General features: G+C 39.1%; 16 protein-coding genes, 1 tRNA gene and 1 riboswitch. Of the genes, 7 read left to right on the plus strand and 10 right to left on the minus strand.

The window, feature by feature from the left end; translation table 11 throughout:
* Positions 1-6: 6 nt before the first annotated feature.
* Entirely contained in the window at positions 7-2151 is a 2145-nt protein-coding gene (locus tag Q7657_RS06170) for a TonB-dependent receptor plug domain-containing protein (RefSeq protein WP_498826831.1), read from the minus strand.
* 409 nt (positions 2152-2560) lie between these two features.
* A riboswitch (TPP riboswitch) is annotated at positions 2561-2662 on the plus strand.
* Between the two features lie 80 nt (positions 2663-2742).
* Here Q7657_RS06170 and thiD point away from each other — a divergent pair.
* A complete protein-coding gene (thiD, locus tag Q7657_RS06175; RefSeq protein ID WP_107166294.1) occupies positions 2743-3594 on the plus strand; it encodes a bifunctional hydroxymethylpyrimidine kinase/phosphomethylpyrimidine kinase in 852 nt (283 codons plus the stop codon).
* 372 nt (positions 3595-3966) lie between these two features.
* A complete protein-coding gene (locus tag Q7657_RS06180) occupies positions 3967-6384 on the plus strand; it encodes a beta-N-acetylhexosaminidase (RefSeq protein ID WP_107166295.1) in 2418 nt (805 codons plus the stop codon).
* Between the two features lie 62 nt (positions 6385-6446).
* Here the strand turns inward: Q7657_RS06180 and Q7657_RS06185 are convergent, their stop codons facing one another.
* The 3 genes from Q7657_RS06185 to Q7657_RS06195 form a co-directional block, all read right to left on the minus strand.
* Positions 6447-8387, minus strand: coding sequence for a monovalent cation:proton antiporter-2 (CPA2) family protein (locus Q7657_RS06185; protein ID WP_107166296.1), 1941 nt, complete (start codon positions 8385-8387; stop codon positions 6447-6449).
* 10 nt (positions 8388-8397) lie between these two features.
* Positions 8398-9012: an NAD(P)H-dependent oxidoreductase gene (locus tag Q7657_RS06190; RefSeq protein ID WP_053989355.1), complete on the minus strand. Its 615-nt coding sequence runs from the start codon at positions 9010-9012 to the stop codon at positions 8398-8400.
* 159 nt (positions 9013-9171) lie between these two features.
* Positions 9172-10101 (minus strand): AraC family transcriptional regulator, encoded by a 930-nt coding sequence (locus tag Q7657_RS06195; RefSeq protein ID WP_107166297.1) that lies wholly within the window; start codon positions 10099-10101, stop codon positions 9172-9174.
* A gap of 230 nt (positions 10102-10331) precedes the next feature.
* On the opposite strand from Q7657_RS06195, the gene Q7657_RS06200 reads away from it, so the two are divergent.
* Positions 10332-11483 carry an iron-containing alcohol dehydrogenase gene (locus Q7657_RS06200; protein WP_107166298.1) on the plus strand — a complete coding sequence of 384 codons (1152 nt, stop codon included), beginning with the start codon at positions 10332-10334 and terminating at the stop codon, positions 11481-11483.
* A gap of 59 nt (positions 11484-11542) precedes the next feature.
* Here Q7657_RS06200 and Q7657_RS06205 read toward each other — a convergent pair whose 3' ends face one another.
* Together Q7657_RS06205 and lptA are read right to left on the minus strand one after the other, a co-directional pair.
* Positions 11543-12010: a GNAT family N-acetyltransferase gene (locus Q7657_RS06205; RefSeq protein WP_053989358.1), complete on the minus strand. Its 468-nt coding sequence runs from the start codon at positions 12008-12010 to the stop codon at positions 11543-11545.
* Positions 12011-12156: 146 nt separating this feature from the next.
* Positions 12157-12648: a lipopolysaccharide transport periplasmic protein LptA gene (gene lptA / locus Q7657_RS06210; protein WP_107166299.1), complete on the minus strand. Its 492-nt coding sequence runs from the start codon at positions 12646-12648 to the stop codon at positions 12157-12159.
* 406 nt (positions 12649-13054) lie between these two features.
* Here lptA and Q7657_RS06215 point away from each other — a divergent pair, with 406 nt between their 5' ends.
* From Q7657_RS06215 to Q7657_RS06225, 3 genes are all read left to right on the plus strand, one after another.
* Positions 13055-13186 carry a hypothetical protein gene (locus Q7657_RS06215; RefSeq protein WP_008989643.1) on the plus strand — a complete coding sequence of 44 codons (132 nt, stop codon included), beginning with the start codon at positions 13055-13057 and terminating at the stop codon, positions 13184-13186.
* 157 nt (positions 13187-13343) lie between these two features.
* Complete coding sequence (locus tag Q7657_RS06220) at positions 13344-13979, plus strand: DUF1007 family protein (RefSeq protein WP_107166300.1); 636 nt, start codon at positions 13344-13346, stop codon at positions 13977-13979.
* Positions 13980-14004: 25 nt separating this feature from the next.
* Positions 14005-14994: a nickel/cobalt transporter gene (locus Q7657_RS06225; protein ID WP_107166301.1), complete on the plus strand. Its 990-nt coding sequence runs from the start codon at positions 14005-14007 to the stop codon at positions 14992-14994.
* Here the strand turns inward: Q7657_RS06225 and Q7657_RS06230 are convergent.
* The 3 genes from Q7657_RS06230 to Q7657_RS06240 all read right to left on the minus strand — a co-directional run bounded on the left by Q7657_RS06230 (position 14991) and on the right by Q7657_RS06240 (position 17037).
* Entirely contained in the window at positions 14991-15419 is a 429-nt protein-coding gene (locus tag Q7657_RS06230) for an ACT domain-containing protein (protein WP_053989362.1), read from the minus strand. The two genes, Q7657_RS06225 and Q7657_RS06230, sit on opposite strands and share 4 nt — an antisense overlap.
* A 55-nt stretch (positions 15420-15474) precedes the next feature.
* Positions 15475-16776: a lipopolysaccharide biosynthesis protein gene (locus tag Q7657_RS06235; RefSeq protein WP_181317991.1), complete on the minus strand. Its 1302-nt coding sequence runs from the start codon at positions 16774-16776 to the stop codon at positions 15475-15477.
* Between the two features lie 105 nt (positions 16777-16881).
* Complete coding sequence (locus Q7657_RS06240) at positions 16882-17037, minus strand: hypothetical protein (RefSeq protein ID WP_181317990.1); 156 nt, start codon at positions 17035-17037, stop codon at positions 16882-16884.
* Between the two features lie 734 nt (positions 17038-17771).
* On the opposite strand from Q7657_RS06240, the gene Q7657_RS06245 reads away from it, so the two are divergent.
* Positions 17772-17845, plus strand: a tRNA-Gly gene (locus Q7657_RS06245).
* 97 nt (positions 17846-17942) lie between these two features.
* Here the strand turns inward: Q7657_RS06245 and Q7657_RS06250 are convergent.
* Positions 17943-22082 carry a DUF3859 domain-containing protein gene (locus Q7657_RS06250; protein WP_107166302.1) on the minus strand — a complete coding sequence of 1380 codons (4140 nt, stop codon included), beginning with the start codon at positions 22080-22082 and terminating at the stop codon, positions 17943-17945.
* Between the last annotated feature and the right edge of the window lies 1 nt (position 22083).

Genomic DNA, 22083 nt, shown 5'->3' on the forward strand with positions numbered 1-22083 from the left:
GCCCCACTATAGTTTTGTCCACGACAAGCGCATAAATACCGTTTCTTCTAACGGTGCTTTATTAGGCATATCTTCATAAGTCGAGCTACCCAAGCCATCAACAACAAACTCTACTAACGGCCACGAGTGTTTTTGCTGCCATGCAACGCGTAAATCTAATGTGGTGATAGCTGGCGCTTCATAATATTCCATTGATGATGACACTGATCCTTTATGCTTTAACCACCAATCAATTTGCCATTGTGGATTAAGCGTCCACATCATCTGGATAGAGCCATAATGATTTGGCTGATGATCATATAATGCTTTATAGCCACCATTGAGGTACGTATCACAAGTTCTGTAACGTGAATCACACTCTGATTGGGTATCAATAAAACTGTATGAGGTATTAAAATTGATCGCTTCTGTTGGTTGCCAGAACAAAGCTAACTCAGCACCATAGCTTTGCGCTTTTAAGTTATCGCTGTAACTATTTCGGAAAATAGCTGTACCTCCAGGTAACGTAGTACCATCTTCACAATAACCATAAGTACATATCCAACGACCATCATCAATCATACGTAAGTTATCGTATTCACTGTAAAAAATAGTGGCGTCAAGAGAGAATGTATCAGTCAATTTACCACGGTAACCCACATCCCAAGTCACGACTGACTCATTGTCTAGATCTTCATTGCCAGCGGTATAATTCATCGCAGGATAAATACCCACACACGATGGGTGCTGAGATAAATCACAATTGGGAATAGCAGCTATCGCATTACCTAAAACAAACATATCTGTTGTTGAGTCAACTGCAGATGGCGTCACTACGGCACGACCTATTCCCGTCCATAATTGATGATCATCCGTTGCTTTATAATGCAGTCTTAATTGAGGTTCTACTTCAGTTGTATGATTACGAGTGAAATGCTCAACTTTAACCCCAAGGCTTGATGTGACTTTATCTGTCAGTTGCGTTTCTAACTGCGAGAACACATTGTAGATCTGCTCTCTCTGCACATGATCTGATGTTATGCGCTGATAAGGCTGCATATCAGTATAATAATCGTGCTTAGCCGTTGGAATTTTTAAGCGAGTAAAACGCGCACCAATACCTAGAGTTAATTCATTTTGTTCGTTCAATTTAGTGATCATTAATACATCACCATTCACCGTACTGTATTTACCATTCGCTGTTGGCTCTGTACGTGAATTAGTATCTGCCCATAATGACCCCTTATATTGAGTATCACCCACCCTCTTACCAAAATTAAGACTCGAATAAACGCCACGAGAATAATCTGTTAATAGTGAAGGATTCGCTACTATCGCTGTATTAGGATACAAAGGATGAACAGGCTTATCCAAAATATCATAGGTATACCAACTAAAATGCTCTGACTTAGTATGGTAACCACCTAATTGGAAAGTTAAGAACTGATCTTCTTCAATATAATCGGTACGAAACGCAACATTATAATTATTCCACTCATCATCATTAAATGAGTAATAATCAGATTGAACACCTTTTACTGATAATCTTGCTGTTGTGAAATCATTTAATTGAAAACCATAACGGTAGTCTGCTTCTTTATAGTTATATTGACCATGCGCTATTTCTAAAAACTGACCTAAGGTTTCATTACTATTTTTAGTAATGACATTGATAACACCATTAGTCGCATTCCCCCCCCACATCGTGCCAGCAGAACCGCGTAAGATCTCAATACGATCAATATCATCTAAAATCGTATCAATGGTATGCCAAAAAGTACCTGACATGAGAGGGCTAAAGACGCTGCGTCCATCCACCATCACTAGCAATTTATTAAACAGCGTTTCATTTAAACCGCGCAGAGAAACCTGCCAATTAAATTCACTGATCTTGGTTACTTGTACTCCGGGTGCTAATGCGAGAGCTTCGGCAATAGAGCGTACGCCACTACGGCGAATTTGTTCATTGGTGATCACATATAACGCAGCGGGTACTTCATTAAGCGACTGCTCTTTTTTAGCTGCCGTTGTGACTGTCACGTTCTGAGTTGTTAACTCATCTAAATCCATCGACATCAAACTATCGATTTCTGATGAAGCTGAAGAAACGCTATAAAATGAAAATAAGAATGCTGGTAAAAAATACGATAGCGAATGTAAGTTTTTATTCATAATTATTATATAAGGTAAAAGTCTCCATTAAATTCTATCAAAGTAATTATGGTTATTAATAATAAGGTAATTTATCTTCACACTAAAAATAAATTCCAATAAAGAATAACTCACAACGTGATTTGTTTATTAAATTAACAATTTTAATATCGAATAAGATTAAATAATAATTATATTCCATTAAGAAATATTTATACTCATCTACAACCATAATTATTAATATTTGGTTACACATTTAATTCCAAATAAAGATAATATTTTTCTTAACTAAATGTAAATTATTAGACAAGGTTAACAACTAAATAGCTTTTTCGTTACGTCAACTACAAATAAATCAAATTTATTAACTGACTCAGTATCACAAATTAGTGCTAACAGAAGTCAGCTAGTCACATTTTTGGTACTATATAGCCCTTAGTCGGGGAGCCTTGTGCTGAGATCACACCTATTGTGGAACCCGTATTTACTTGAACCAGTTAGTACTGGCGTAAGGAACTAAAATCAATTGCTGTTCAGTTGATGCTTAAAAGGTAAGTAATCATACCTGCTTTTTAGGTAAGCACTTCTTACGCTTTATTATAGAGATATGCTATGTCAGTCACTTTCAATAAAGCTACAACGCCCATCGTTTTAACCATTGCCGGATCAGATAGCGGTGGTGGAGCAGGTATCCAAGCGGATATCAAAGCTATATCTGCTACCGGTGGGTATGCGTGTTCTGTGATTACCGCTATCACAGCACAAAATACCCTTGGGGTTTCTGCTGTGCACCCTATCCCCTTGTCGATTATTGAAAAACAGTTAGATGCTGTATTTAGTGATTTAAACATTGTTGCAGTGAAAATTGGTATGCTTGCTGATAGCGATATCATTGAGCTTGTCGCGGCGAAAATTCGCCAATATCAGCCAAAGTTTTTAGTAGTCGATCCTGTGATGATTGCCACCAGCGGCGATCCTTTATTAAAACAAACAGCCATAAAAACCCTTAAAACAGTGCTACTGCCGCTTGCTGATATCATTACTCCAAACCTGCCAGAAGCTGCCGCATTAACACAATTAGATACGCCCAATACCCAAGAGGGCATGTTAGCAATGATAAATACACTACGTTTACTTGGTGCAAAAGCGACTTTGCTTAAAGGTGGACACCTTGAACACACAAATGAAAGTAATGATGTACTTATCCTGCCGCAAGAGATAGAAATCTTCTCTGCACCACGAATTCAAAGCAGTAATACCCACGGCACAGGTTGTACCTTATCATCAGCTATCGCCTCTTATCTTGCTCAAGGTTATTCTCTTATGTCTGCGGTACAACTGGCAAAGCACTATATTACCGCTGCGATTCAACATGCAGATAAACTCAATATCGGACATGGGCATGGTCCTGTTGATCATTTCTTTGCGCTACATGCTGATACAGCAAATAATCACGGCTCTTAAACTGTTATAGCAATCAAATATCCCTCATATATCAATACGATAAATGAGGGATAGCCACATGAACGAACATCACAACAACAATGTAACTCAGTTACTCTTTGTCATTTTTCGTCAAATATTTTTCATTCTTCAGCACTGATCACACTTATCTTGTAAGTTAGCAATTTTACGCTTTCAACTTTGTCATTTTTGTTTCTTTATCTATAACATAAATACAACAAAAACATGATATTCCATGATCTAGCACAGAATGATTAAGACTTATGGCTAAGATAAAGCTCTTATTTTTAACCTAATTTTCAGGATATTTACCTCCAAGCGACTAAATTAACTCAAAAAGTTATCCATGCTCACCATCGCTTAGAGAAAAATATGAATTTAAAACCTTTAGCATTCAGCATTGCCTTACTATGTTCGGTTCCTACTATGGCAGCAAAACCTAATACAGATCTTCAGTTAATGCCTTACCCTCAGCAAGTGTCATTAACCAATAGCGCCCCTTTAGTGATTGATCGTCATTTCAATGCCCAATTAACGGGCTTCACTTCACCACGATTAACCTCATTGGTTGAACGCTTAAATCACCGCATTGAAAGACAAACAGGGCTTTTTCTCACCACACCGATTCAAGCTAAAAACCAAACACCAACCCTCACGATTGATGTTAAAGCGCCTGCACCAACAAAAGTACAGCGCGCCAAAGAAGATGAAAGCTATCAGTTAGAAGTCACCAGTAAACAAGCAAAATTAACCGCTAATACGCCTTATGGGGCAATGCGTGGTATTGAAACCTTCTTGCAGTTGATTCAAGCAGATACCAATGGATTCAATATTCCAACCGTCACCATTGAAGATTCACCTCGCTTTCCTTGGCGTGGCGCATTAATTGATACGGCTCGTCACTTTATTCCTGTTGATGTCATTAAACGTCAACTTGATGGACTTGCATCAGCCAAACTCAATACTTTCCACTGGCACTTAACCGATGATCAAGGCTGGCGTTTAGAATCTGTTGCCTACCCTAACCTGCAAGAGAAAGGCTCAGACGGACATTTTTATACCCGAGAACAAATTAAAGATGTGGTGGCGTATGCCAATAGTCTTGGTATTCGAGTCATTCCTGAAGTGGATCTACCTGGTCATGCCAGCGCAATTGCCGCGGCTTATCCAAAATTAATGACCGAAGTAAAAGATTATCAAATAGAGCGTAAATGGGGTGTTCATAAACCATTACTGGATCCGACGAAACCTGAAGTCTATGAATTCATTAACACCTTAATTACGGAAGTTACCGAACTATTTCCTGACGAATATATTCATATTGGTGGTGATGAAGTTGATCCTGAGCAATGGAATAACAGTGCCCATGTTCAGCGTTTCATGAAAGAAAATAATTTGAAAGATGCACTCGCCCTTCACGCTTATTTTAACCAACGCGTCGAGCAGATTTTAAAACGCCATAAACGAAAAATGATCGGCTGGGATGAAACCTATCACCCAGATCTCCCTAAGAGTATTGTGATCCAATCTTGGCGTGGTCACGACTCGTTAGGTGAATCTGCTAACGATGGTTATCAAGGAATTCTTTCAACGGGTTATTACATTGATCAGGCACAACCTGCAGCCATGCACTATCGTAATGATCCGATGCCAAAGCCACTTCAAGTTGATGATGTCGTTGCCGAAGGTGAGCAATGGCAAACTTGGGAATTTACAGCCCCTCGTAAAAAAGGCAGTGCTGTTACAGGAACATTTACTTTAATTACCGCGAAAGATGGCACTCAACGTGGCTTTATCGATTACAAAGGTAAATCTCGCCGCGCCATTTTTGATATCCAAACAATTAAAGGTGTCACCCAATTCTGGATGGACTCTTGGATGGGTCAAACCATGCCAAAAGTAGTGTTAAAAGATGGCGTTCTCACTGGTGATATGCAGGTTGGTAATGCCAACTATCCAATGACAGGTAAGTTAATTGCAGGTTCAAACATCGAAGGCAGTCAATACCCAACGGCACCTAAACCGGTTGAATTAGCTCAAAAACAACAAGATCGTATTCTTGGTGGTGAAATCACTCTATGGGCTGAAAACGTTAAATACGATACGCTCGAATTACGCATGTGGCCTCGCTCGTACGTGATTGCGGAGCGCCTATGGTCAGATGCGTCCATCACAGATGAAGACAGCATGTATCAACGTATGGAAACCATGGATGATTGGTCAACACTATCGGTAGGATTACAACATCAGTGGAACAGCATGGTAGGGCTAAAACGCCTTGCAAATGGGCATGATATTGCACCACTACAAGTGCTATCAGAAGCCATTGAACAAGCACAGTACTATCATCGCCACCATGAGAAATGGGTGAACGAAAACTACGATCAATTTGATCCTCTCAATCGCTTAGCAGATACCTTGCCACCTGAAAGTTTAAAAGTCAGAGCGTTAACGCAAAAGGTAAACGCCTTTGTAAAAGATCCAAATAACGCAGCACTTAGCGCTGATATTAAAGCAATGTTCCAACGCTGGGCTGATAATACCCAAGCGGTGATGCCAATTATTGCTAGCAACCACCTACTGACACAAGTGGAACCTGTTGTTCAGCAAGTTGATTTGTTATCACGCACAGGCATTGAATTAGTCGATATGATTCAATCAGGTAAAAAGCTCGATCAAAAGCAGATAGCGACAATCAAACAAATGATTGCTAAAGCAAAACCGATCCAAGATGAGCTAATCGTGGCAATTGTCTACCCAGTAGAAACGCTACTCAATCATGCTTACTAACAGCAATAACCATTAATAAAAAAGGAGCCAATTGGCTCCTTTTATCTATCTTTATCAAGCAATTAGCTATCGTGTTTATCCACTAAATCTTGCTCTACTTCTTCATTAAATCGCTTTGGCGGCGGTGTCCAACCACGTTCAGACTTAGTATGTTTGTCTGTACGCTCTTGTTTCATCGCTTCACCTAAAGTTGTCTCTAGCTGCATGAATAGCTCAACATAAGAGGTATTAAAGCGATCTTCATCGGTACTTTCTGCCCATGTTTGATACAGTTTTTCTTTACTCTTCGCTTCTGTTTCCACAAAGGTGGCTTTTTGCTGCTCAGCCCTAAATGGATGTACGCCAAGATTTTTCAACGCTTCTGTACCTAATGCCAATGCAGAACGATAGGTTTCACTGATCACATAATCAGCCCCAGCACAGCGTAGTGAATAATGATGCCCACGATCGTAAGCACGTGCTAGCACACGAACATGAGGATATGTTTGCTTCACATAATGCACCAGCTCTGTCGCACGATCTTTATCATCAATGGCAACAATGAACAGTTTTGCTTCTTCAATACCTGCGGTATGGAGCAAATCATGGCGCGTCGCATCACCAAAAAAACTCTTAATGTTAATTTGACGCATGTTATCGATTTGCGTTACCGAATGGTCGAGTACCACAGTCTTTACACCATTCGATGCCAATAAGCGGTTAACAATCTGACCAAAACGACCAATACCAGCAATGATCACTTTACCTTGTTCATCAATTTCGTCAGCTTCTCGTTCATTCTTCGCTTCGCTAAAGCGTGGCAAAATAACGCGATCAAACAAGATAAATAAGCCCGGAGTTAGGAACATCGATAACGCCACAACTAGCGATAACGTCTGGCTTATTGACTCAGGAAGTACATTGTTTTGTACGGTATAGCTTAATAATACAAAGCCAAATTCACCGGCCTGCGCCAAACTTAGTGCAAATAACCAGCGATCACTTCCCTTCACTTTGAAGATAAACGATAGCAACAACAGCACCAAAAACTTCACTAGCATCACACCAACAGTAATGCCAATAACAGTACCGAATTGATCAAACAGCACGCTAAAGTCGATACCCGCACCGACAGTGATAAAAAATAGGCCTAATAACAAGCCTTTAAATGGCTCGATATTTGACTCTAATTCATGTCTAAACTCACTGTTTGCCAGCACAACACCCGCAAGGAAAGTACCTAATGCTGGTGATAAACCAATAAGGCTCATTAATGCTGCAATACCAATAACCAGCATCAGTGCCGTCGCAGTAAAGATTTCACGTAGCCCAGATGACGCCACAAAACGGAACAATGGACGACTTAAGTAATGTCCACCAACCACAACACCAGCAATCGCTAAAATCACCACAATCGCATAAGCCCAGCCAGGAAGCCCCGCTACTAAACTGAGCTCTTCATGATGCTCTGCCGCTTTTGCCACTACGGCTTGCGATTTCGCTACTAACTCAGGCACAGCTAATAATGGGATCAACGCCAGCATTGGGATCACAGCAATATCTTGGAATAACAAAACAGAAAACGCACTCTTACCACCTTCTGTTTTGCTAAGCCCTTTCTCGCTGAAAGTTTGCAGCACAATCGCTGTAGAAGAGAGCGAAAAGATAAGGCCAATCGCAAGGGCATAAGACCATGCAATATTAAATAGATGCGCAATCCCCATAACCGCAAGAGCAGTCACAATCACCTGCAAACCGCCTAAGCCTAACAGGCGATGTCGCATGCCCCATAGCATTTTTGGTTCAAGCTCTAAGCCCACCACAAACAACATCATTACTACGCCAAATTCAGCAAAGTGTTGAATCGTTGTGGTTTCACTACCAACTAAACCAATCACAGGACCAATCACGACCCCTGCAATTAAATAACCCAATACCGAGCCTAAACCTAGCCGCTTAGCTAACGGTACGGCAATCACTGCTGCCACCAAATAGATGAAAGCCTGTAAAAAATATCCTGTCATAATGCGTGCTCTATTTAATGATCAGCTCTAAGCTGTGGTTCATCTTTGATAACTTGCTCGCCACATCATAGTTGAACTTATGATCTTGAATCGCAATTAACACTCGTTTCCAGTTATGAATATGTTGTTCAATACGTTTTTCTTCATTAGCAGTGCCTGCACCAAACAAAGCAAAAGGTGCGAGAAAATCCATGCCTGTTAATTCTGCCATCTGCTCCAACGGCTGCAATAACTCACGAATAGTAAAATGGTTAAAACCTTCTTTACGGTAACTGGATTCAGGACCACCAGCGGTTAAAGCACAAAAGAATTTTTTGCCAACCAGCGCATTCCCTTCACTGCCGTAAGCAAAGCCATATTCAAGCACAAGATCTTGCCACTCTTTTAACAACGATGGTGTGGAATACCAATACAAAGGGAACATAAACACAATCACATCGTGTTCACGTAGTCGTTGTTGTTCTCTATCAATATCAATGCGATAAGTGGGATATTCCGCATATAAATCAACGCAAGTCACATTAGAAATAGTTTTTGATGCGTTAAATAATGGCACGTTGATTTCTGAGCGGTTTTGCGACGGATGAGCAAATAAAATCAGTATTTTCGGTTGAGACTCAGGCATAATTTTCCTGTTTTAATCATTATTCATGCTACGACGGCAATGTGACACTTAATAGCAACTAAAGTTCCACATAAGGCTAACAAACAACAAGTTACATTCTTTTAAGGGATACTACTATACACAATATCAAAGCTTTTTACGGCTCCAAGAAAATAATGATTAACGATTACTTTCATGCCCTGATATGTATCCAGCACTTTCATCAATTCGGCTTGGCGGCACTCCAAAATAGCGTTTAAATTCACGGCTAAACTGTGCTGCACTTTCATAGCCAACCCGCTGCGCTGCTAAATTAGCCGCTAATCCTTCCTGCAACATATGGGTTTTTGCATGATTTAAACGGATCTTTTTGATGTACTGCAACGGAGGATCAGTCACCACTTGCTTAAACACTTTATGAAAAACAGAAACACTCATACCTGCCATCTCAGCCAGATCATTCACATTCAGCTTTTGAGCATAGTTGCCCTGTATAAAGCTAAGCACTGATGCAATTTTTGCCAATGAGCTATCTTGCTCACAATAATGCGCTAATAAATAGCCCTGTTCACTTTGCAATAAATAATAAAAGAAACGTCGAAGCAAAGCCGTACCGAGTACTTTAGTATCAAGAGGATTATGCAAAATTGATAATAATTCCAACATACAAAGGTACATTGCTTCTGTCATTTGCGATGTCGCCACACCACAGCGCGTATCTTCAGTTTTCCAATACGGATGCTCAGATTGCATGATTGAGACTAACTCACTGATAACATTAATATCTAAATCAATATTAATCCCCATTAATGGTATCTCTGGTGACGCAAAAGTCTCACAACTAATAGGATAAGGTGTAGTCACAATCAAGCAACGTTCTACATCATAGCCAAACTGATGTTGATTCAAATGACCGATCTTATTTCCTTGAAATATAATAACAATACCTTGCTCGTACATTTGAGGAGCCAGTCTATGGTAACGATCAATCCGAAATATTCGCACCCCGGGTAGTAATGTATGAACGCGATTGGTTTGATCGGCTATACCATAGTATTCACACAAGGCTTCAGCAGTATGCGCAAGTTGCTGTTTTAACTTCTCGTTCATCAATCGATACTCGGTATTAATTCAATAAGCATAATAAGTCGATACTCATAACGGCTGTCTTTGACAAAATTTCACCATAGCATACAAATCACTCTCCCTAGCTAAATAAAATAGAAATAGGCAAGAATTAAAGAGGATTATGTATGTAATTACACAGTGATTCCCCTAAACTGACAACCGAAAAGAACAACAACATTTCTATCTGTCAGTTATAGATATCGGAGCCAATAATGGACAAATTTACTTACCAAAACCCTACTAGTATTCACTTTGGTCAAGGTCAAATTGCCGCAATCAGTACTGCTATTCCAAAAGATAAAAAAGTGTTAGTTATTTATGGTGGCGGCTCAATTAAACAAAACGGTGTTTACGAGCAAGTCGCTAACGCATTAGAAGGTTTCAATTGGGGCGAGTTTGCAGGCGTTGAGCCGAATCCCCAGTACGACACACTAATGAAAGCGGTCGAGCGAGTAAAAGCTGAAGGTTATGATTACTTACTTGCTGTCGGTGGTGGTTCAGTGGTTGATGGTACTAAATTTGTTGCTGCAGCCGCTTGCTATCAAGGTGAAGATCCTTGGCATATTCTGTTGAAACAAGAGCCTGTAACACAAGCAGTGCCACTTGGCTGTGTGCTTACATTACCTGCAACAGGCTCTGAAAGTAACGGTGGTTCAGTTGTTTCTCGTGGTAAAGACAAGCTGTTCTTTGGCTCACCGCTGGTTAAACCGGCTTTTGCTGTGCTTGATCCACAAACCACATTAAGCTTATCACCACGCCAAGTGGCAAATGGTGTAGTTGATGCATTTGTTCACACCATGGAGCAATACCTAACCTACCCTGTTAATGCAAAAGTACAGGATCGCTTTGCTGAAGGTCTATTGCATACACTGGTTGAAGAAGGTCCTAAAGCGCTTGCAACACCAGACGACTTAGCAGTACGTGCTAACATCATGTGGTCAGCAACCCAAGCACTGAACGGCTTGATCGGTGTAGGTGTTCCACAAGATTGGACAACTCATATGATTGGTCATGAACTAACAGGTAACTACGGTATTGATCATGCGCGTACATTAAGCATTGTATTACCAGCAGTAATGAAAGTACGCCGTAAAGAGAAAGAAGCCAAGTTACTGCAATTTGGTGAGCGTATTTTCGGTTTAACATCAGGTACAACTGATGAGCGCATTGATGCTGCGATTGAACATACCATTGCATTCTTTAAACAAATGGGTGTACCAACTCGCCTTGCTGATGTTGAACTCAATGAGAAAGATATTGATGTGATCTTAGCAAGTCTTGAGAAACATGGCATGGTGGCATTAGGTGAGCGTCAAGAAGTTACCCTTCCGATTAGTCGTGAAATCTTAATGACAGCGTTATAATTCATTAGTACAACAATAAAAAAGGGAGCACATTGCTCCCTTTTATTTTTCAGCCATCATTACACTGTAATAGTGAAACGTTGACGAGTCACATCGCCCCAATACGCATCGTGATAAATATCTTCAACATATTGATCATTCGTGTAAGCACCAATTGCACGACGCCAAAAAGCAATAGCATGCTCAGCACCTTCAATTTGCTTACTTTCCCACTCACCCGGCATCATTGAAAATAGGCTGTGAGCAAAACGTTGTCCTGCTTTATTCTTACGAAATACAGGTACAACGTAGAAATCACATACTTCATAGTGAGAATTGCCATGATCGGCAATTGCAGCAAGTCCTGCAGGTACACCATCAAAATATAAAAGAAAGCCCATCACATTGCCTTCAACTGGCGTATCTAATGCAAACATTCCATCATTATCAGGCACTTTTTTAGTAAGCGGAGAGAACTCGGCCTCATAAGCCTGAGTAAGATTTAAGTAAATTGATAGGTTTGAGGCATTAACTTGTACTAATTCCACTGCAGATACCTTCTTTTATATATTCGTTTTATCTATGTTCGTAATAATGGCTCAACTCAATGAACATCGTGCAAAAAAAGTGTTAAATCTTAAAAAACAATAAAAAAGGAGTGCCAATGCACTCCTTATTTTTTGTTGGCTGACGATTACTTTAACTTTTCAGGCAGCAACACGGTATTCACTTGGCTCTTCTTCGAACCTTTTGCCTTCATCACTTGTGTCTCTAAATTGTAGCTGATCTGTGCCGCTTTAATGGTGCTACCATCTTGGGTGATTTTTGCTTTATCTTTTAGCACCATCATATTATTTGATGGTGTGTAGATACCATACAAAGATTCACCATCAACGACTTTGCCACCTTCCATTACACGGTGGAAGTAAGCTGGTTTGCCATAAACTTCCACACTTTTCAGATCTTTAGTTTTACTATCAAGTTTAATAACAGCTTTATCTGCTTTGATCTGAACACCACCTTGGGTGATGTCTACTTTACCTGTCAATGTCGTTACATTATTAATTACATCAACATCTTGTGTGATTGCTGATAAATGAATAGGTAATTGATTTTGCGTTTGTTCAGCCCATACCGATGAGCTCAGTAGCAACATTAATCCAGCTGTAAATAGCTTTAATTTCATACTTAGTCTTCTACTTCATTATTGCTTTCATCTCTAACCATTATACCTTGAAAATCAATTAATAGCGGACAATGGTGAGAATAATTTTAAATAGTGTTTTTTATTACAGTAAAAACACGGGCTAACACAAAGTTTAGTCTTTCTTATATCACAATAGTCAAAATTAATGTTATCTGATGGTTAAATGCCACTTTTTAGATGATTAAACTACTGCTATTAACAATGCGAAATTATACAACTATAACTACAAAAATATAGAAAATATTTATTAATCAGATCTTTAAAACGTATAAGGTTTAACCATTCATTTTTGACACCTTGTTAACATAACGCCCCCGCTACATGTTATTAAATAAATATATACCCAGTGACCTGAGTATAAATATCATGAATACGGGAGAGAACCATGGTTAGCAAACACAAACTGTACATCTCTTTTGGATTACTGCTTACATTAATTGCAGGCGTTGACAGTAATCTTCCTTTAGCTATTTTTGGTGGCATTATTGTCGCCACATCTGCATTTCTGCTCGCTTAAAACTAAGACTCATTTCCGTTAGTAAGTGAAGTACACTACCATTTACATGAATTTCACTTTTAGTCGTCTATCCTAAATGTTATAACATAACATCTATTATTCTTTGAATACCTCAAAGCACCGTGCCACGCCTGTAAATACGGAGATAACATCTTTTATGCGCTGGATATCTTTCCCTGCAATTCTGCTTTCATCTTTCACTTTCTTTTCCACATCTAGCCAAGCACATCCGCACTCATGGATTGACATGAAGACATACATTCAAGGTGATAGTCAGCAGATCACAGGATTTAAAATGGTATGGACTTTTGATGCCATGACAACTGCATACATGCTTGATGGCGAAGATATGTCTGCTGAACACAAACAAGAAACATTGGCGCGTGTTGGGCAGTCCGTAATGCACAATATGATGAACGAGCACTACTTCACCTATTTTTATAATGGCGAAGAGCCTATCAAATACAAAATTGCAAAAGATGGTGTTTTAACTAAAGATCGCGCTAAAGCGACATTAACGTTTGAACTACCGCTGTCAAAGCCGCAACCACTGACTAAAGATTCACTACGTCTACTGATTTTCGAGCCAAGCTACTATGTTGATATGTCATGGAAAGATAAAAGTGACATTGAATTATCACCAGAGCTAGCAAAAAGCTGCACATTTAAATTAGTAGAGCCAAATCCAACGCCAGAACAAATGCTATATGCGCAGTCGTTGCCTGCTGATGCTGATCCCGATAATGCATTAGGTCAACTATTTACCCAGACAGTCAAACTGAGCTGTAAGTGATCTGTGGTATTAAGGAATAGAAAAAATGGATCATCAACACACTGAACATCACCACCACAATAAGACACCTAAGAACTATTGGCTTGGTGCTAGCTTAGTTTTTGCCTTTTTAGCTATCGGTGGTTACTTTTTATGGCAATACTGGCCAACCCTAATGATCAACACAATAAAATGGCAACGTGAAATTAATGGGCAATTAAGTGATCTAATCTATGATGCCAAAGATCATAATGGTGCTATTTATTCACTGGCAGGGCTTAGCTTTTTATATGGTGTATTTCACTCATTAGGCCCAGGCCATGGCAAAATGATCGTTACCACTTACCTTGCGACGAATCCTGCGAAAGTCAAAGCTAGCTTGATCATGACGATCGTTTCAGCATTTCTTCAAGCCTTTGTCGCGATTGCTTTAGTATCCATACTGCTTGCCTTTTTTAACTCTTCAATGCGTGAAATAAACAGTGCTGCGGATAGGTTTATTACACTTAGTTTTGTCGCCATGTTATTGCTCGGTGTGATTGTTGCTTACCGCGCCCTAAAACAAGCATGGCAATTAATCAAACAACAAAAGCACCATCATGCTCATAGCCATAGCCATAGCCATAGCCATAGCCATAGCCACGATTGTGGTTGCGGACATAAGCACTTTGCTAATGCAGATGAAATAAACCAAGCAACAAGTATGCGAGAATATCTTGCCATCATTGCCAGTATTGGTATTCGCCCATGTACAGGCGCAGTGTTGGTATTACTGTTTGCCAATATGGTAGATATGTATTGGATAGGTGTGGTGAGTGCCATTCTCATGGCAATAGGTACAGCGATAACAACGTCAACCATTGCGATTATGACGCTATCAGGCAAAAAGCTGGTGACCAAATACTTATCTGCAAGTGATGATCACCAACCCTCTTTTACCCCATTAGTTTTTAAACTACTCGGTGGTATTTTACTGATTGTTTTAGGAACAATTTTGCTTAACAGCCAAAGCTATGGCATGTCCCCAGTGCTTTAAACACACTCACCTTGTTGGCGTTGTGCAGACTCTGATAATTCTGTTAACGCCAGCATGGCTTGCTCTGCATGCTCTTCATGAACAAAAATATGATCATGATAAAACGCAGCCATCACATTCGCACTGATCCCACGTTTTGCTAACACACTAGAAACTGCTGCCGTTAACCCTACCGCTTCTAAACTTGAATGCACTTTTAAGGTAATACAACGATACACGTTGTTGATCTCAATATTATGCTGAACTGCACTTTCATGGTTAAGAATGAACGTCATCCCTTCTTCTTCATGAAATGTCGCCAGTGGAGACATAGATGCAATCGCATCTAAATTCGTATTTTCTGTGAAACAAAAAATATAACTAGTTGGACTTAAAACTGGCTGTAAGTTTGCTAAAAGCTCAGATAAATCAGTGATCCCAGACATTCTCTTCCCTATTATTTCATTCATTACACGATTGTGCGCACCACATGGACACCCTTTATGACGCTTGTGACGTTGCTAATTGGTATCCCTTTAAAATTTTCCGCTCTTCTATTGTCGATAAGATAAACATCATGACATAGCCTAAACATAAGGCAACAATGATAGCCACCACATTTGCGGTAAAAATCGATAATAAATAATAACTTGCAACCAGTGTAACTATACCGCTTAAGCGAATAATCAAACTCAACGTAAACTTCCCATGCGCTTTTATATATGCCAATTGGTAGGCATTAAGCATCATAAAAATAAAGAAAATGGAGAAGTGAAATAGCACTATCACCGCACCGTGATATTGAGGTGGGAAGACAAAACCAATGATTTCAGGCCCAGCCAACAGCATGATAAGGAAAAAACACACACTGACTATGCCCGCTAACCGAAAAATCCAGCGTCTAATGGCTTTTACTTGCTCATGATCGCCTTGGCGAATACACAAGGTTAATTCGGGTAACACGAATCGATAAATAGGAAATACAAACAGCATTGTCATGTAAGTAAAGATTGGACGGACAACAACCTGAAAATCGCCCAATTCATCCAAACTAAAATGGGTAATAGTCAGCAATACCGTAATATAGATCATTAAGATGCTCGCCCCCGCCTCTAGTGAGGCAGTGAAGCTCTTACGCACATAGTTACGCATATTAGGATCAAGTTGGACAGGCTTTATCGGCTTGGTTGCGATCTGTTTGCGACGCTTCCAATACATAAAATGTGCAGCCACCAGCGATGACAACGTCATGCTATAGAACAAGGAAGCTAATGGTGAAAAATGCAGTAGGTAGTAACAGATAACAAAACTAACAACATTGGTTATCGGCTCTATCCATGTCACTTTATTCGACACATCATAAAGACGATACATGGCAATCAAGTTAGTAAAATAAACCTTCATCCCCATACTAAAAATCACGCCAACCATTTCAAAATAGCCGACGTTAATATGCAACTCATGCTTAATATAGGGTAAAACAATACCCCACGTGAGTAACACCATGGTGATCAAGCAAAAGCGAAATATATTTATAATGTCACGATCATTATTGGTCTGGCTGTAGGTCACAACCATGGACGAACGAAAACCTGTCATTAGAATTAATGACAGTGAAACGATATCTATCACACTATTAAACAGGGCTAAATCATCTTTATTAACCCATTGTGCAAGCCATATTTTAAATAAAAAACCAACCGAAATACTCGCTAATGTTGCAAGTATTCCAGATTTAAATGCACTTTTTAATCGTGAAAGTGCATCCTCATTCATTGCCGAGGCAATATTTTGCTTTTCCATAGATACAAATAATAAACAGCGAATAGTTTATAGTACGTTATTTATCACTAAATATCTTTCGAAAATATAACACTCACTATCCTTAAGCTCCTCTTTTTAATATTTTTACGGAGCAGAATATAGCGATTCAAATACAGTTAATTCAGATTCTAATTCTTCCAACAAAATAGAAACATTTTTCACATCACCTTGTTGAACCGATGTTTTTATATGTTCTCGAATTAACTGAATTTTTTTTCGACTGTTAGCAATCTGTGTCATTTCAATTCTCTACTACTTTATAACTTGCTTTACATCAAATCATGTTGAGCACTGACGTCAGCTATTGTCAGTGAAACTAAGCTTGCTTTGTTAAGGCAATGACATAACTCATAGCAAGATCGTGACGATACACATAAATGTGATGTTTGTCACATGATTTATATAAAACAAATTGATTAATAATTATTGATAGTTCAAATGTGAATACAACAACAAATCAAAACAATTGATTAACAACTCAGCGACTACTCTGCTGATTATAAAGGCGTTCAAAATGAATAAATGCCATATCTAATCGGCGTAATAGCATATTTGCGATCTCATTATATTTATGCGAAAGGCAATAACGAATCGCTCGTTCCAAGTTCTTAATAACAAAACGAGCAGAAGATAGCCGAATCTTCAATACGATGTGATTATTATTAGTAAATTTCATCTTCGATAATGTTTATTGTTTGGTGTAGACAAACTATAACGAATTAAGTTGCACAAAATACATCTACGAATTCGAAAACATACATATACAAAATGAACAAATACTCGATGGTTTACTATTTATAATTTCATGAATAATAAAACAACAATGCAAACAAGCGGTGATTAACAATTCTTTATTTGTATTTAAAAATAGCAATAGCTTATTCTTTATTTGGCACATTTTATTAATAAATACTCTTTTCTAACCAATACTGTTTGACGGACTTATCTCAGAGTTCTAATTTAAAAATAACAGAGCGGGTATCGTATAATGGCATTACCTGAGCTTCCCAAGCTCATGACACGGGTTCGATTCCCGTTATCCGCTCCATTTCTGACTTCTCCCCCATCAAACAAAAAACCGCAGTGAAACACTACGGCTTTTCTTTTCATTCTTTAGGTATATACAAATAACATCAAGATTAGATTTAGAGTGTCGATGGCAATCCTTTATCACTAATCGCATTCTGCGCAACTTTTGCTACCATACGTAATAATAAGCGTCTAAATAACCCTATTTTCATATGAGCCAGTACGATACAACATGGCTTTCCATCAGCACTGTAACCAACCAATGTTCTAAAACCCCCTTTGTCCAAATGTAAAGCAAGTACATTATCTGCTTTGGACTCTTGAGGCTGAAATAAAGACACTGGTGATTTACGATTCACTACTTTGTGCCACTGCTGTTTGTTGTCTAACGCAAATTTTGTTGCCGCTGCCGTGCCCAATAGCAGCCTTTTACCTTTCACACGTTTTTCAATAAACATGCGTAATTGATTAGAAGCAATGTACCAATGTTGTACCGAGGAATCATTTAAACGAAGTTCACTAAATGCCAATTGTTTATCATCAAAATAGCTATAAACGTTGATTAAACTGTTCTCAAGTTGATGAGCAATATTCAACGTATCACAGTGTTTTTTAGCATCAACAATTGCTAACGCTTTATCACTTAAATTTAAACACCCCACTTGCTGCTGTAATAAGTCACTGTTTTGATATTGCTCTACCAAGGCATCAACGAGCAACGGGCGTTTAGATACAACATGAAACGTTTTTGATTCAATCACATTATCGTTTAAATCAAGTAATTCGATCTTGTATATACCAGCAACACACAAGCTCTTATGCGAAAAAGTCCATCCCACATAACAGCTATAATCTAGCGTCACTTCCGAATCCCACTGCGAAACATACCCGTCATGACTTCGAATATAAGGATGATGAACACGCACTTTAAACGCTAATACTTCAGGCAATGCTTGTTCTTCATCATCGCTGAAATAGCCGACCCTCATACCAATCATCACACCAACTTCCGCTTCTACTAGCAATGTTTCCTTTTGGTGTTCGAGTTGGGTAACAGTCACAAACTCATCATCAGTATCGTCGTCTAGTTCAGCTAACTCTTCATCTTCAGCTGTCCCTACTTCTGTATAAATACCGTAATTGATTACTTCAAGCAGAGAAGAATGCAATGGTGCATATTTGCCATTCTGAATGTCAGCGACTAAATCACGGATCCGACGTGAAGCATGATCTTTAAACGAGGTAATAAAGTGTTCAAAATTGCCTAATTTAGCGACATTGATTAATAGCTGATATAACGTTTCGATATCCAGCATTTGTGCTTGCTCAGCAAGTACGTCTTGATTAGGTAATAAAACTAAGCAGTTATACCACTGCTCTTTAAGGATCAACCGCAGCAATTGCAGCGTGTTCATTCCTAATCCCAGTGCCCGTTCACAAAGCCAATATTGTTGCTCTTCATTACGCCACTGGCACAAAACATCAAAGGACATATCACGATGATGAATATAGATCTGCATGAGGTTGTCTTGCTGTACTGAAGACAAATGCCAAAACAGCTTATCAAGCTCAACACCACCATAAGGACTATTAAAGTCATTGATATAGCGTTTTTCCATCATTGACACAACAGCATCAATTTGAGCTGACGAAGCAGGTGTATCTAACAACAGATATTGACGCACAACTTCAATATCATGTCGTTCTTGCTGATTGAATTCACGTTTGTCATGAATCGTATTTTGAATACGTTGCGTGACACGATTTATCACTAAATCCAGCAACGTTTGTTCAAAATAGTTAGGGATAAGAGCCGAATTAAATTGCTTCAGCTCTGTCATGAATATTTGCTGATAGCGCGGCAAAATAATGGTGAGAGCATGATGTAAACTACGTTGCTCTTCTGGTAACGATAATTCTTCTTGAAATTGCTTAAACCAAAGTTCAAACACTACTTGCATATCAGTATCGCTTGGCATTTCACCAATCAAGTTTTCTAACAAATAAGCGCTTTCACCAACAGCCGTTACACCTTCTAGTTGTTCAATAAATGCAATTTTTTGGTGATGACGTTTATCAAAGTCGTTGTAGGACTCATGACCGTAACGAGGTTTAACATGAAAATAAGCCAACATCTTCAAAGTTTTCGTTGGTGCAATGTGCAACCACAACGCCACATAACGTTGAGCGAAAAGCTGAATCGATGATTGAGAATACTGAGCAATAATTTGGGCGCAAACTAATAATTTTTGGGCTTTATCATCAAAATCACGCAAAAATTCGTAATGCGGTAACGCACGGAAAAGTGCATCTTCTTCGTCGCAACGTACTTGATGCTTTTCAAACGCAGTTAAAGCAAGCTCAAAATCTTGCGTATCCCCTGTTAAGTACTGCTCTACGACTTGCCAATCCTGATTTATTTGGCTGATTTGAGCTTCATCTAGCTTACTGCAATCATTACGATAACGACGTTTTTTTGCGCATTGGAACAGACTTGTTTCTGCCGTTTGCTGATAAATAGCAGCAACAAGCTGATCATTTAAGATCTGTAATACTTTTTGAGTGAGCTCATCACTCACGACATATTGCTGATCAAAATAAGCAATAATGGCACAAAGACCCAGTAAAGTTATCTGTTCACAGTCTTCATCGCTTGCCATCTTGTCTATAAACTCAGCAACTTCTGATCGATGTTGTTGCGTCAATGCATACAAGCTTTCCGCTTCATTACGTTCAATGTTACTGCGATAACCTGAAAATGAATCCAGCGCGTGACTGAACATCATTCGCCAATCACCAGGATAACGAGCCATAAACTCACTGTGACTAAAGAACTCATATTCAGTGACCATATGCTCGATAAAATTAGGATCAAACCCTTTATTACCATTGCATCGATAAAGCACATCTAATAGACGAAATAACTTAAAACGCCCCTCAGACTCATTCGCTTCACCATCATCATCAAACGTCCAATCAGCAAGTACGTCATAAATAATCTTCTCTAATTCACTATCAAATGAATCAAAGCTGCCGACAAAATAATTTACTTTACCAATAAGTTGATAGTTACCTGCCCGGATCAGCCCTTCAATATCACAAGGTTCAACCTGTTCCAGTATCTGCTCATTGTCACCGCTAACAATAAAATCCCAGATTTCTGTACCGTGATTTAATGCGCCAGTAATAAAAGCTTTCCACTGGGAAATTCCAGTTCCACGATAATAATGCTCAATCAGATCGTCATCTTCTTCGATCGTTTTAGGTGCCACAATTGAACGACCTAAATAAGTTTCTACGTCTAATTTAAGATCAGCAGCCGCATCATCGGCAGATGAATCAATAAACCATGCCTCACTCATCGTAAGAGATTGTTCATCAGTATCGTACCAACCCGAACCGTCATCGGTGGCGACTAAAGACATGACAAAGCTACGAATAGGATCTTCATTGTAATAACGTTCATCATCAACATACTGAAGATAATCTTGCTCAGAAAAACGTTGCTTAAGTAGTTTTTTAAAAACTTCAAACTCTTGTGGTTGCTGGCGGAAGATATCTAGCAATGATTGAGGCTTAGCATCACCGACTGCTGCTTGATGCTCATCATAAGTCGTATGTTGCAAAGCAAACATTTTGGCGCGGGCACTGTCGTTATCGCAATAGCAAAATGCTTTTAGCATATCGTGACTGTAGCCATGGTGGCTTGCAACCAGCGCTAATACCTCTTCACCAAAAGGCGCATGTTCTGTATCCCAATATGGAACGATATAAGCGGCTAATAGATAGGTATATTTTGGATATTTAAGTGCTAAAGCGAGCAATGCTGATAGCCCTAGTACTTCCGTATCAGATATCCACATTTCTGCAGAATCATTTATTCGACGAGACACCTGACTTAGCACTACCGCTGTTTGTTTAAGCTCATCTTCTAATTCAGGATGCGTTAATGCTCGTAAGAAAAAAGCGGTTTCAGGCTCAATATAACAGTCTGCTAATTTATGATTTTGAGCTAATTCGGTAAGGCTGACATCATTAAATGATAAAAGAGTTTTTAAAATGGGATCATGCAGTAATTCAGCCAAGCTGTCGTCGGTATTGTCTGCTAATTTAAAACGAACATGACAGTGAAAGTCACTAAAGGCTTGTTCTTGTTGAATGAACTGACGGTAATCTTTCAGGCCATTGCTTAATGAGTGAATATTTTTAGGATCGTATGTAATCGTAAACGCAGCAGTTTGTGCTTGTATCGTCATG

Origin of the sequence: Candidatus Photobacterium acropomis (assembly GCF_030685555.1) — a bacterium.
GTDB lineage: Bacteria > Pseudomonadota > Gammaproteobacteria > Enterobacterales > Vibrionaceae > Photobacterium > Photobacterium lucens.